Annotated in this window: 5 protein-coding genes; all 5 read right to left on the reverse strand. The window is 45.0% G+C overall.

All coding sequences use genetic code 11. The annotated features are described in order from the left end of the window. Positions 1-83: 83 nt before the first annotated feature. The 5 genes from AC3E9V_RS14195 to AC3E9V_RS14215 all read right to left on the reverse strand — a co-directional run bounded on the left by AC3E9V_RS14195 (position 84) and on the right by AC3E9V_RS14215 (position 14,908). Positions 84-5,351 (reverse strand): Ig-like domain-containing protein, encoded by a 5,268-nt coding sequence (locus tag AC3E9V_RS14195; protein ID WP_488748788.1) that lies wholly within the window; start codon positions 5,349-5,351, stop codon positions 84-86. Positions 5,352-5,440: 89 nt separating this feature from the next. Continuing rightward, positions 5,441-6,478: a hypothetical protein gene (locus AC3E9V_RS14200; protein WP_488748789.1), complete on the reverse strand. Its 1,038-nt coding sequence runs from the start codon at positions 6,476-6,478 to the stop codon at positions 5,441-5,443. A 33-nt stretch (positions 6,479-6,511) separates the two neighbouring features. Continuing rightward, on the reverse strand, positions 6,512-8,395 hold the full coding sequence (locus AC3E9V_RS14205; RefSeq protein ID WP_488748790.1) for a RagB/SusD family nutrient uptake outer membrane protein: 1,884 nt from the start codon (positions 8,393-8,395) through the stop codon (positions 6,512-6,514). Further along, positions 8,395-11,628, reverse strand: coding sequence for a SusC/RagA family TonB-linked outer membrane protein (locus AC3E9V_RS14210; RefSeq protein WP_488748791.1), 3,234 nt, complete (start codon positions 11,626-11,628; stop codon positions 8,395-8,397). The genes AC3E9V_RS14205 and AC3E9V_RS14210 overlap by 1 nt, the downstream gene beginning before the upstream one ends. A 451-nt stretch (positions 11,629-12,079) precedes the next feature. Beyond that, positions 12,080-14,908, reverse strand: coding sequence for a glycoside hydrolase family 95 protein (locus AC3E9V_RS14215; protein WP_488748792.1), 2,829 nt, complete (start codon positions 14,906-14,908; stop codon positions 12,080-12,082). Positions 14,909-14,919: the final 11 nt, after the last annotated feature.

The raw sequence follows: 14,919 nt of genomic DNA on the forward strand, positions 1-14,919 counted from the left end.
TGTCTTTTACTGTTCGCTATAAAAACACAATACCACCTCAAAAGAGGTAGTATTGTGCACTTTAGTGTTATTGAAAAAAGGAGTTACTGTTTTATAAATTTGAAAGACTTAACCCCTTCGTTTGATTCAAATTTTAACAGATAGTAACCGGCCTCCAACGTGGAAATATTGATACCGGTTTGACCATCTATCTCTCTTTCGAAGATCAGCTGACCTGAAAGGTTCAGTATTCTGGCCTTCACTGGCCGATCAACTTTCAGGTAGATGAAATCCCGTGATGGGTTCGGATATAACAGAGCCGAATTGTCAACATCTGCTGCCAACGGAACAGCCACGGTAATGGTAATCGAACCTGTTACACCAGATCCGTCTGCTGCTGTTGCTGTGGCCACTACTGTACCTGAAGAAACAGCTGTCAATAAACCAGCCGCATCAATCGTAGCTACTGATTCATCATCCACACTCCATGTTACTTCTTTATTGAAAGCTTCATCAGGAGTGATTGTTGCCGTCAGCTGTAGTGTTTCTCCTCTCATGATCTCGGTAATATCACCTGCTGCTGATACTGCAATTTCAGAAACAGGCAGCGTGATATCCAATTCAAAAGTGCCTGTAACACCGGATCCGTCATATGCTGTAGCTGTAACGGTAACCGTACCGGTATCCAGGGCAGTCAACAGACCTGCGTCATCGATCGTAGCTAATGTATCTCCACTTACACTCCAGAGAACCGAGTCTTCAACTGCATCTTCCGGACCAACAGTTGCGGAGAACTGCAAAGTACCACCTGCAGCTACATTGGTTACATCTCCTTCCGATGATACTTCTATGCTGGTAACTGCCTGTACGATATTCAATGCAACTGTGCTGCTCAGGTCAGAACCATCATTGGTGGTAGCTGTGATTTCAACTCCACCTACGGCAGACGCATGGAACCACGCTACATCAAGATCTGAAACCTCAATGGTACCTGTAGAGTCTGTGCTCAGTGTCCAGGTCAGTGATCTGTCTGAAGCTCCTGCTGGAAGTACCTGTGCAGTTATCCTTGCAGTACCCGCACTATTGATTTCACTGGATTCAGCAAACAGCTCTAGTGAAGTGACTTGGATCACTTTTTCCTGGATGTCTATGGTTAACTCATCAGACAGACCAGGATCGGAATCAGATACAACTTTCACTTTTACCTGACCTTCAGCAACTGCAATAAACTTATTACCATCTTCTAGTAGAGCACTACCTGAAGTTCCGTTCACACCGTTTTCAATGCTCCAGGTTATAGCTGCCTGGTTGGTTTCAGCTTCCAGGTTAATTACATCTCCTTCAAACACATCTTTAGATGGCGCAACTATATTAAGTGTCGGCGTGGCATCAAGTAACCATCTAGGATCGCCAATAGCACCGCCATCTGTAGCTGCGGTTGCCAGGTCAGCATTTAAAGTGTTCAATGTATACAGACCTACGTATTGCGGATCTGCTGTAGAAATGTTACTGGTGGTAACATTGGCCTGAGCCTCTGCTGTAGACAGGTTATAAATTCCTCCATCCCGAGAACTTTCAAAGTCGTGGAAAACACTATTAGACAGCGTGAACGTACCTGCAGTTTCACTTATTCTGAACGGACGACTGTTTACAGTATCCAATACCGTACTCACAATGTTGTTAGTGAAATCCAGAGTCACTGAACCATCTGTTCCATCGTTCATCTGAATGAATACATCACTGATAACATTATTAAAGGAGTTATGGTCGATGGTCACGTTCTGAGCAACTGTACCAAATGCGCTTGTTCCATCATTGTTATTGTAAAGGTTTTTCACAAATCCTTTCACATTGACAAATGATGAGTTGGTTATAGTAAGCTGCTCTACTACATTCAATCGAGGATCAATCACAAAGTCTCCAACCATGTCATGGAAGTAAACACTGTCCAGGGTTACCGTTTCATAATAGGAACCGGTATTCTTAAATAGCTGTACACCTCCATTAAAGTCCCATGCTTCAACATTTTTAATGGTGATATCGGTCCAGTTCTGCCAGCCTCCCTGATCAAACCTTAAGAGGTATGGAGCAGCACCATTATCCTCCGGATTCAAACCGTCGAAGTTGATCCCTACAATGGAAATAGCAATAGAGTCTTCTTTTGCTCGGAATCCATTATCATCCATCCGCACTAAAGGACGGCTTGATAAATTGGGGTCTCCCATGATGGTTACTTCCTGATAAATATCTATGGTACCTGACACAATATATTCAGGCTGTGTGAGCAATATGGTATCGCCAGGATTCCAAAGCGAGATATTTTCAATGAAAGATTCAAGATCAAAAACATTGTTTTTATCCTGGATCCAACGTGGGTCTCCTATCGCACCACCATCTGTAGCAGCAGTATTTATGCTTTGATTTGAGAAGTAAAACTCATTCTCTCCTGCATACCCTGGATTGTCAAATGATATGGCCGTAGTGTCTATGTTAGCCTGCATTGCCGCAGTATCCAAATTGAAACCGCCAAGTCTTGCCGTCTCAAAATCATGGAACACACTGTTACTTAAAGTAAATGTTCCGGCATCAGGGTTGATCCTGAATGGTCGGCTATTATCCGGATCCAGCAATCCGCTGGCTATGTTATTCGTGTAGTTCAGGGTTATTGACCCATCCGTACCGTCATTCATCTGGATAAATGCATCACTCGGCACATTATAGAAAGTGTTGTGATCGATAACTACATTCTGAGCTACCGTACCAAATGCACTTGTACCGTCATTGTTGTTATACAGGTTTTTCACAAACCCTTTTACTCTTGCAAAGGTGGAATTGGTAATGGTCAACTCCTCTACAACATTCAATCTTGGATCTACTGCATAATCAGATACCATATCATGGAAGTATACATTGTTTAATGTTACTGTCTCATAATAAGATCCTGTATTCTTATACAGTTGCACTCCACCGTTGAAGTCCCAGGCCTCTACATCCTGGATCAAAATGTCTGTCCAGTTTTGCCAGCCTGACTGATCAAATCTTAATAGATAAGGAGCAGGACCATCATCTTCCGGATTTAAACCGTCAAAGTTGATCCCAACAATAGAAATAGCAATCGAATCTTCCTTCGCACGGAATCCATTATCATACATATGGACTAGTGGTGGATCGGATAAATTAGGGTCTCCCATAATGACCACCTCCTGATATATATCGATAGTACCGGTTACTGTATACTCTGGCTTGGTAAGTAAAATGGTATCTCCAGGTGACCATAAGGTAATATCCTCAATGAACGCCTCAAGATTAATCTCAGCCAGTTCAGTTGATTCTATCCATTCAGGGTCTCCTATTGAGCCGCCATCAGTAGCATGACTATATACAGCAAGGGCTGTCGGTGTCAAATCAGATGGTGTGTTTTCATAGCCAGGGTCACTATCTAAAATATCCGTAAAAGTCACATTAGCCTGTAACGAAGCAGTGTCTATGTTAAACCCTCCGAGTCTTGCAGTCTCAAAATCATGGAAGACACTGTTGCTGAAGGTAAATGTTCCGGCATCAGGATTGATCCTGAATGGTCGGCTATTATCCGGATCCAGCAATCCGCTGGCTATGTTATTCGTGTAGTTCAGGGTTATTGACCCATCCGTACCGTCATTCATCTGGATAAATGCATCACTCGGCACATTATAGAAAGTGTTGTGATCGATAACTACATTCTGAGCTACCGTACCAAATGCACTTGTACCGTCATTGTTGTTATACAGGTTTTTCACAAACCCTTTTACTCTTGCAAAGGTGGAATTGGTAATGGTAAGCTCCTCTACAACATTCAAACGAGGATCAACAGCAAAATCTGATACCATATCATGGAAGTACACATTGTTTAGCGTTACTGTCTCATAATAGCTGCCTGTGTTTTTGTACAACTGTACTCCTCCGTTAAAGTCCCAGGCTTCCACATCCTCTATCAGGATGTCTGTCCAGTTTTGCCAGCCTGACTGGTCAAATCTCAGCACGTATGGAGCTGTGCCTCCGTCTTCAGGATTAAGACCATCTAAGTTGATTCCTTTAATGGTTATGGCTATCGAATCTTCTTTTGCCCGGAACCCATTGTCATACATATGAACCACCGGACGATTCGGTAAGGTAGGGTCTCCCATGATGGTTATCTCCTGGAAAATATCAATAGTGCCAGTTACAAAGTACTCTGGCTTTGTAAGTAAAATGGTATCACCAGGTGACCAAAGAGAAATATCCTCGATGAAACCTTCCAGGTCCAGCACATTATCAGCAGACTGGATCCATCTTGGATCACCGATTGCTCCTCCATCATCTCCTGCCGTTAATACCTCAGAATTTGTAGGGTAAAGGTTAAAAGGATATTCTGATCCCCCACCAAACCCCGGATCACTTTCCAGGATACTTGTAAACGTCGCATTAGCCTGTAAGGAAGCGGTGTCTATATTAAACCCTCCTAACCTGCTGGTTTCAAAACTATGAAAGACACTGTTACTAAATGTGAACGTACCAGCATCAGGATTAATCCTGAACGGCCTGCTATTATCCGGATCCAGAAGCGTACTGGCTATGTTATTGGTATAAGTCAGTGTTACAGACCCGTCCGTACCATCATTCATTTGAATAAAGGCATCACTTGGTGTGAGGTAAAAAGAGTTATGGTCAATAACTACATTCTGAGCCACTGTACCAAAAGCACTTGTGCCATCATTATTGTTATACAGGTTTTTTACAAATCCTTTTACATTGGCAAAAGTGGAGTTAGTAATGGTCAATTCTTCCACTACATTTAACCGGGGGTCAACGGCGAAATCAGAGACCATATCATGGAAATAAACTCTATTTAGAGTCACTGTCTCATAATAAGTGCCAGTATTTTTATACAACTGCACCCCTCCATTGAAGTCCCATGCTTCCACATCCTCTATCAGAATGTCATGATAGTTATACCAACCGGCCTGGTCGAACCTAAGTACATAAGGAGCTGTCTTGTTTTCCTCGGGATTATACCCGTCTAAATTGATTCCTTTAATGGTAATACTGATCGAATCCTCCTTGGCACGGAATCCATTATCATACATGGTTAGCACCGGACGACTTCCCAGGGAAGGATCACCGATAATGGTTACCTCCTGAAAGAGGTCGATGGTTCCACGTACTTCGTATTCCTGATCTATCAACATGATGATATCTCCAGGATCCCACAGGGAAACATCTTCTATAAATGTCTCCAAATACAGCGTATCAGACACCGTATTTGGTACCCTATGAACTGTTTGAGCGCCTGCACTCCAAATTATTGAAGTAAAAAGCACACAGATCAAAATAAAATGTAAAAATTTGTGTTTCATGACTAATAGGTTTATTTGTCTCAAAGACCACCTTTTGAGGAGCTTGTAGGGAGCTACTCATCAGGTGGTTTTTCTTTTTATAGGTATTTTTATTTGATATAGAGCTTTTTAGAATAGCCTTCAGCTGTTTTCACCACGTAAAGTCCCTTACAGGGTATTCCAACTCGTTTTCCCTCACCCACTAAAATTCCCGAAAGGTTGTAGACATAAAGGGATTTGGTATCCTTTGCTATAAACTCTCCCTGCCGGATGATAAATGGAGCATTTTTGAGTCCGTCTCCGATAGCAAGAACATCTTCAGGTTCTTCTTTTTCTACTACTGTTTGTGCTTCGATGGTAACTTCCCAGATATTGATCCGCTGACCATCCGGGTGCCTGTCTATCTTTTCAATATACGGAATGGGAAGAAATCTCAACATGGTTGAGTCCGCTGTTTTGGAACCATCCACTATAGCCTGAAAGTCTTCATTTCCGTCTCCATCGGTAAATGAAGCAACATCCCCTGCCTGATCCAAAATAATGTGCTCTACCCATGCTACACCTTCCAAATTATCTATATACTCCCATGTTTCACCACCATCAAAGGATGCTTCTATCATCAAAACTATTTCTCTACTTCCTTCCTGTCTGGAAATATCGGTTGTAGACTTAACCGTAAGGGATTTCAGGTTGCTGAACGAGGGACTTATCAGGTAGCCATAATGGGCTGTATCAGTTCCAAAATACTTATGCTTCCCAAGGCGAAGGAAATCTTCAGTGGCTGTATCCCATCCTTCGGGATGGTCCTCATGATACTTATCAGCACTGCCTACGCATGTTTGCTCTTGATTGACTCCATCACCTCCGCAATCGTGAAAAATAATGGCCTCTCCATATTCCCATCCATGCTGCACGCCAACCTCCCAATGGTCCGAATCACCATAGGCGTCATCACATCCTCCAAAATGTAATGGATCTGGCCCACAATCATCAATCTGTTTGGTAACCCCTAGTTCATAATAGCCTTCCGGATCAGGTGTAAATGTTCCGGGATCCATTACCAGCGTGGTATCTGTCTGAGCTACCAGCGTGAAGCTAATCAGGTAACCTGCGAGCAACACCCAGTATTTGTTAAGTAAATTTCTCATAATCATCTTCATTCTATCTTATGGTTTCAAAAATCACTCGGCCAGTGGATCAAAAGTTCCTTCCGGCCAGTTCATTGTTTGTTCAAGATTGTCGTTTCTTACCGTGGCATTAGTCGGTAGATAATAGAAGTTGTATTTCGGTTGCAGGAAATTGATATCATTGGACTCAACATCGAATACCTCATAATTAAAGTAAGTATCCAATGCCTCCGGATTGTCCCAGCTAACCGTATCCCTAACAGTCTCTTCGAAGAAGTCAAATGCCACTTCTCCCCTGGTTCTTATGACATTGCCCTCACCATCTGTTTCTTCTGTTATGGAAGGATCCACTACCGTATAGATGTATGTGGTATCCAGCCTGGTAGTGATACCGGTTCGTCTGGAGCCATTCAGCCCCTCGCCAGATGTGCCGTCAATACCATTCACAAACAAATTCCTTCTTCTCAGGTCAAAATGTCTCTTGTTTTCAAATGAAAGTTCAATTCGGCGCTCATTCAGAATGGTCTCTCTCAACTGGACCTTGCCCGTAGCAGAAATACCATAGTCACCACTGCCTACTTCAATACCCGCGCGCTCCCTGATCTGATAAAGCAGCTCCAATGCCTCAGCAGTTTGCCCCACTTCATTGGCACACTCTGCCAGGTTCAGTAATACTTCAGCATATCTGATCTCAATCCAGTCCGTAGGTGTTTGAGCTGACTCAGTACTGGTCAATGTTGTATTTACATGCTTTCGTAAATAAAATCCTGTGTATGGCAGAACGCCTGATTCCTGGGCATTGTCTTCATAAGTCCATTGCCTGTTGCCACTTCTGCCATTAAAGCTCCATTCCGTCCCATTATACCCGACTGTTGAATAAAACCTGGGATCGCGGTCCCGCCAGTAAAGCATAGGATCATAATCAGAGCTTGCATCTATAGGGGTGCCATCCTTCATGGGAAAAGCTTTTACAAAATCCCATGTGGGTGTGCCAAAGAGTGTTGGTGAGTTAGCCACAGAAGCTGGCCTTACACTGTTTTCATATCCATGAGTCTTACTGGTTCCCTCTGAGTATTTTACAATCATGATGGCCTCCTCATTATCCTCGGCAAGGAAGATATCTTCAAAGTTTGGATACAAAGCATATCCAGCCGCATCAGCTATTTCTTTTGCTTCTTTATTGGCGGTATAGGCCCTTTGCCATCGGGCATCAATCCCATCCGCACTATTCAAACCATTGGGGTCAAACTGGGGACTGGCCCAAAAAAGAAGGACTCTGCCCTTAAGGGCTGCCGCTGCAGCAGTTGTGATACGACCATATACCATACTCTTACCTTCCAGCATTTCTGTGGCCAGATCGAGATCTGACACGATAAAGTCTATGCACTCGGCAGTCGAAGAACGAGCTAATGAGTTTACTTCCAGTCCTTCATTAATATCAAGGATATCCTCAACAATGGGCACCCCGCCATAGTGCAGGACCAAATCCCAATACAGAAACGCCCTCAGAAAGTGAGCCTGACCGAGCAACTCTTCTTTTTCCGCTTCCGTTAAGGGGCTTTCCTGTACCCCGTCCATAAATACGATCAGATTCCTGATATATCCAAAAGTGGTATATGAATAATTACCGGGTGTATTGTCAGAACCTGCTACTGGATCTATAAGCGTACCAGCCATATAACCACCTGCATCACCCGGCCCCAAACGATCTCCGGGAGCATCTGTTGTTAATACGACATTTAGTACCCCATCAAATCCTGGTAGGATGTATTCATAGATCTTGTTCAGGTATAGCTCCGCAAGAGCTTTATCCTCAAAGAGTGTTTCACCATCTATTGCCGTCTGATCTTCCGTATCTAACACGGCGTTACAATTGCTAAGCACAATGGAAACACTCACCAAAAACACATATTTCTTAACCAATTTCATTGCTCTCATCAAAATGAAAAGTTTGTACCTAAATTAATCTTTCTTACTAGTGGATAGTCATAAGCGCGCGAAACCGCCGGGTCTTTGTAATCAAACGGACTTATGATGGTGTATACATTATCTGCTGAAACAAACAGGCGCCATGAGTTCAGCTTTAGTCTTTTCGTCAGTCTGGCAGGCATCGCGTAAGAAAGGTTAACAAAATTTAACCGCAGTGTATGACCGTCCCTCATCCAAAAAGTGGAGTGCTCACCGGCATTGCCCCACTCATGGGGTCGGGGCATCGATGCATCAGGGTTGTCTTCTGTCCAGTAATCACCCCACCAGGTAAATACGTTTGACGTAAGACTTGCCGCCGACTGCTCATCCTTGTTGATAAAATCCTTGTGCCCAAATACACCTCCAAAGGAGAAGGAAGCTTTCAGTCCTTTCCAGGTAGTAGAAAGCGTGAAGCCATAGCTGTAAGGAGGAGTGGTGTATTCGGCAATAATGGTTCTGTCATTCCCATCCAGCACACCATCGGGTTCCCTGCTGTAATTTGGTCCCCCAATGTCTTCATAATAGATCATCCCTTTTTCAATGGGAACGCCGTTGATCGTTCCATCACCATTTTGGTACATGTTTTTTACCATCTCCACATCTTCATCGGTACGTATGATACCCAATGCTACATATCCGGGTTGGTTGCTATCATCATGCTTGAGCTGATCAACCCAGGTTCCTAATACGGCAGGGTTTTGGTACAATTGCAATGGTCTACTTCTTCGCTTGGACAAATTGGCATCCAGTGAGTATTTCCAGTCACTTGTGATGTCATCTGACCAACCCAGGGAAAACTCCTGCCCGGTAGAGAATGAAACCCGGTAGTTCTCATGAGGTGGCTTGGAGTTTCCTATCACCATTGGATAGGTATTGTTCCGGTCAAAGCCGTCGTAGGTCTTGTTATAATAGTACTCAAAAGTCAGGGACAATCTGTGGTCCAGCGCCCGTAGGTCTACTCCCAGATTGTTGTTCCATACCTTGGCCCAGGTACGGCTAGGTATCGTGAATCCATTTTGTCTCGCTTCTACAGTACTGCTTACTGTTCCATCACCAGTTCCAAAAATAGGGCCGGAAGGCTCCCCTTCAGGAATAAATGCTACCCGGTGCTCATAGGGTCGTGTATTATCATTTCCCAGAATACCTGTGGATGCTCTGATCTTGAAGAAATTCATAAATGGCAAAGCATCAGAAAAGAATGACTCCTCACTCAAAGCCCACCCTGCTGAAACGGTTGGGAAAAACCCGAAACGCTCAGACTCTGCAAATTTGCTTGATGCCTCCCCGCGGAAAGCGGATTCAAACAAATACTTATTCTTATAGTCATAATTAAGCCTTCCTATGACACCCCACCGGCCGATCTGATGATACAGGCCTCTTGGCACAGCCGTACCATTGAAAGCCCACACATAGGGATACCCTCTCACCACTCCCCCGGTCTGGGTAAAGGCCATGTCCCTGTCATGACCGTCTGACTGCTCATATACCGCCAATACATTGAATGTGTGTCCACCAAACGTGTTGGTGTAATTAGCCGAGGCATTCAACTGATAGTTGACACCTCTCCTCCAGCTTTCCTGTAAACCTTCTGAGTTGTTAATTAGGAAGGTGGTACCGGTGAGTTCATCTTCAAAGAGTAATTTATTTCTGCTGCTTCCTGCCAGTACCTCCTGCTCGTAAACTTCATAGTTCTGATTATACCTGGTGCCTGAGGAGGTATTGATATTGTAAGAAAACTGGGTGCTCAACTTCAGGCCTTTCACAAAAGGAACCTCATAATCGAGTTTGGGAAGAATATTCAGATTATTACTAAGGCTGGTGCGGTGGCTTCCCGATTCCAGCAGCCCGTAAGGATTCCAGGATGAACCGACCTGAACCGGCTTTCCGTCAACAACGGGGTCGAGCCATTTAGGCGCTGTAAGCGGTCGTTTGTACCAATCACGTAAAACACCTTCTCCTACGTTTCCGCTTCCCGGATCATAGCTTGGATTTTTTCTTGTGCCTTCAGAGAAGCTGACCCCAAGACTAAAAGTAAGATCAGACGATATATCAGCCTCGATATTAGACCTTAAACCAAACCTTTTGAACCACAGGTTATCATAGTTTCCTGATTCATAGTAGTAGTTACCACCAAAAAAGTATCTGATGGTTTCAGAACCACCGGATACATTGAGAACATGCCGATTGGTCACTGCGCTTTTGAACAACCCGTCTAACCAGTCATAGTCTCTTGACCGGATCTCTTCCAGCTCCGCATCTGTAAACAGGTCACTTGGTCTTGGCGGGCGTCCACCAGGCAGCGTTCCTTTTATTTCTGCAATTTCATTGAGCATCAAAGCATGCTCATAACCGCTTAGTGTTTCAGGTATCCGGGTTGGTTGCCCAATGCCCGTAGAGCCAGAGTAGTTAAACCTGGGCTTTCCTTCCTTTCCTCTTTTGGTTTTAACCAAAACAACGCCTCCGGCAGCCCGGGCTCCATATACGGCTGCAGCTGCATCCTTAAGAATGGAGATGCTTTCAATCTCACTCGCGTCCAGCCGGTTAAAGACTTCCGCCCCTGAAGGACCAGTCCCATCCTGCTCACTCACATAGATAACTCCATCTATCACATAAAGTACTTGTCTTGAGATTGGGCCTGAAGCGGATTCATCCCTGATCACAAGCTCTGAAGGAGTTCCAGGAATGCCCGTACCATTGCGGTTAACCTGCACACCGGCAAGTTTCCCGACCAATGTCTGACTCAAATTACTTGTAGGAATATCCTCCAGCTCTTCCGGCTTTATAGTGGTAATAGCCCCAGTAAGATTCGCTTTCTTCTGCTCTCCATAACCTACCACCACTACTTCTTCAAGACTCTGAATATCAAGTTCCAACTCCACATTGATTGTAGTCCTTCCGCTTACTAATTGCTCCTGCTTCACATAGCCCACAAACGAGTATGCCAACGTATCATTTTCTCCTGCAGTAAGCGAATAATTACCATCTACATCAGATATGGTACCGGTAGTTGTTCCTTTTACAAAGATTGTTACGCCCGGAAGCCCTTCTTTGCTATCAGAACCGGTTACTTTTCCGGTTACTTTCATTGACTCCTGAGCCCACACCTGACTGAAGCCAGTCAAAAAGATCACCAACAATAAAACAGAAAACCTTTTCTTATAATGACCATACTTTTCTGCTATTGATCTCGTTTCTCTATACATCTTCCTCTTTACAGATTGATTGATAATTCCTTAAGCTGAACCACAAAACCTGTCAGGCTATCGGTCCAGTTTTATTGTCAATACCAATATTCTTGAAAATTGCAGAGGGAACTATCCTGTCCTATCATGCTGAGTAAGCGCATGGGTATTTGCGATATTGTTACTCAAAGCCTGCAAAACAGTCGCATTATTAAATAAATGATAAACAGCGAACGTTTTCAGTAGATTTATTATAAGATTTCAGGGAGGGGCTTGATTTTATTAAAAGGGGAGTTAGGTGGTCGGGAGGATTAGGGAATTGGGAGGTTGGGAGTATGATTAGTGATAAGAGCATATAGATTACCTTCTATCTGGGGGCAACCTATGGAGCAACCCTGGGTCATCGGATGAGTTGTACTGGGATCAAGGAGTCGTCTGACCACTCAGAGTGGTCGGACGACTATCGGGAGGTTTACCTCCTTTCTAAATTCCCATCAAACTGATACTCCTCCCCTTTCACGGTTTCAAAAGCAACTTCCTGACCGCCATATTTTAGTTTGCAGGGCAGGCCGGCTTTCGAGGCTACCTTCAGGCTCTTGAGCGTTCCTTTTTCCCATGCTATGTCCAGTTCAATCCCGCCTTTCACTCTCAACCCTTTGATGGAGCCATTCGGTAATGCATCCGGAAGGGCTGGAAGCAGTACAATTTCGTCCAAAGTACTCTGCACAATGAGCTCGGCAATTCCGGCAGCTGCACCAAAGTTTCCATCGATCTGGAATGGCGGATGTGCATCAAAAAGATTGGCATAGGAGCCGCCCCTTCCACTCCGCTCTACCCAGGCAGGACTCAGCAATACTTCGATCAGCTCCCAGGCATGGTTACCGTCTCTAAAGCGCGCCCACAGATTGATCTTCCAGGCCAGGCTCCAGCCGGTACCCTCATCGCCTCTAAAGATCAACGACTTTTTGGCAGCATCCAACAACTCGGGGGTCCCAACATTGATCTGATCATCCGGATATACTCCCCACAGGTGAGATACATGCCGGTGTTTGTTTTCCGGATCGTCAATATCTGTAAGCCACTCCTGAAGCTGCCCGTACTGCCCGATCATGTTCGGCGCTATCTCCGGCAGCATCTGTGCCAACGTATCCCTGAACGATTTATCCACTCCCAAAATTTCTGCAGAAGTAACTGTGTTACTAAACAGGTCCCGGATGATCTGGTGGTCCATGGTTGGGCCCTGTACCAGCCCTCCGTTTTCGGGAGAGTTAGAAGGTGTGCTGATCAGGTAACCGGTTTCAGGATCTTTTACCAAAAAGTCTACAAAAAAGGCTGACGCACCTTTCATTAATGGATAGGCTCTTTCCTTTAAAAAAGCAGTATCAAGCGTATACTCAAAATGATCCCACAGGTGATGGCAAAGCCATGCCCCCCCGGTAACCCAAATACCGTGATTGGCATGATTTACAGGCCCTGTTGCTCTCCATAGATCGGTATTGTGATGGAGCACCCACCCGTCAGCACCATAGTGATCCATAGCGGTCTCCTGCCCCTGCTCTGCTACCTCTTCGATCAGCTGGAATAACGGCTCATTCAGGGAGGACAGATTCAAAGGCTCTGCCGGCCAGTAATTCATCTCCAGGTTGATATTGGTGGTGTACTTACTGCCCCACGGTGGTGTGAGGTCGTCGTTCCAGATGCCCTGCAGATTTGGCGGGCGTGTCTCCGGCCTGGAGGTAGAGGTCAACAAATAACGACCATATTGAACATACAGTGCCAAAAGGGATGGATCGTTAGAAGTAGAAAACTTACTGATGCGTTCATCAGTAGGCAGTCCTTCATTTTCTCCCTTGCCCAGGTCAATGGCAAAGTCATCGAAAAAACGCTGATAATCTGATATGTGAACGCTTTTAATTTCCTCAAAGCTTTTATTATCAAGATCTTCCATATCCTCCATGGCCAGCTGCTCCGGTTTACCGGATACATCATCATAGCTCTTGTAATTGGTCACTGCAGTCATATAGAAAACAACCTCATCAGCATCACTTATTTGAATCTGGTCATTAGCCACGGTTACTTCTCCCGACTTGCTGACTGCCTTCAGGAAGCTGATACCATGGAGTGCTCCATTGTGCACATCGGCTCTCAGCTTGATGGTCTGCTCATCTACCGCAGCTACTTTATAGTCGCGATGCGGGCTGGTCAGCCTGGCAGAAAGGCTCAGAGCACCGGGTTCTGAGGCGGTAAACCTTACGACCATTACCTGATCCGGCGCGGAGACAAAATATTCACGGGTATACTTCACCCCATCCACCTGATAGCTGGTAGAAGCAACCGCATTGGATATGTCCAGGTCCCTGCGGTAATTGGTTCCTTTTTCATGGTTCTGAAAGGTAAACCACAGATCTCCGAAAGGTTGATAAAACTCCTCGTACTCCGGGAAAACCGGAGGGTCAATATCCTGCATATAAAACTTCCAGGGTTTATCCAGCCGAATCCCGTCACGATCCGTGCCCTTTGGGTAAACCATCATCGGCTTATCAAAATCATCCAGCCCGACAAAGCCACCTTTATCCTGGTAATTGAGTACCTGTACGGCAATTATATTTTTACCTGAGGTGACCCTGGATGAAGGCACCTCATATACCCTTTCTACCTTCCGGTTGGTTTCAGTTCCAGCAAGATCACCATTGAAATAGGTGAAATCCGTCTCCCGGATCCTGCCCAGCTCCAGCACCAGATCTTTCCCTTGCCATTCCTCAGGTAAGTCAAAAGAAAACCTAAACCACAGTGCTCCATCTACCGCATCATAGCCCAGTTCTTCCCAGCCATTTCCGGAAGGAACCTGCAAGGTTTTCCACGCTGAATCATCAAAGTTAGGTTCGGCATACTTCAGGCTTTCCTCGCTTCTTACTTTATTTAGCCAGGCCTCTTTTTGCTCCGGGTAGTTTTCCTCATTGCTCCGGCGTCCCATAAACTCCATGCCGGCCAGTCGCTCCGCCTGTCCCTGCTTTCCTTCTCTCAGCAACTGCCTGATCTCATCCAGATACGCTGAAGCCCCCTCGCGACTGTAATCACGTGGCTCGCCGGTCCAGAGGGTCTCTTCGTTAAACTGGATATGCTCCATATCCGTACCTCCAAAAATCATCCCGCCAATACGACCATTACCAACAGGAAGGGCTTCAGTCCATTCGTCCGCGGGCTCATCGTACCACAGCTTAAGTGACTGATTCTCTTTTGGATTTTCACAGGACATAGTCAAGGCGAATGATGACAGTATCAAAAGTCTTTTGTATAACATAGAGCTGAGAG

It is taken from the genome of Marinoscillum sp. HNIBRBA16962, assembly GCF_057801515.1.

Coding starts and splice junctions, on each gene's coding strand:
- AC3E9V_RS14195 (WP_488748788.1), bottom strand. CDS start 5,351: ATGAAACACAAATTTTTACATTTTATTTTGATCTGTGTGCTTTTTACT.
- AC3E9V_RS14200 (WP_488748789.1), bottom strand. CDS start 6,478: ATGAGAAATTTACTTAACAAATACTGGGTGTTGCTCGCAGGTTACCTG.
- AC3E9V_RS14205 (WP_488748790.1), bottom strand. CDS start 8,395: ATGAGAGCAATGAAATTGGTTAAGAAATATGTGTTTTTGGTGAGTGTT.
- AC3E9V_RS14210 (WP_488748791.1), bottom strand. CDS start 11,628: ATGTATAGAGAAACGAGATCAATAGCAGAAAAGTATGGTCATTATAAG.
- AC3E9V_RS14215 (WP_488748792.1), bottom strand. CDS start 14,908: ATGTTATACAAAAGACTTTTGATACTGTCATCATTCGCCTTGACTATG.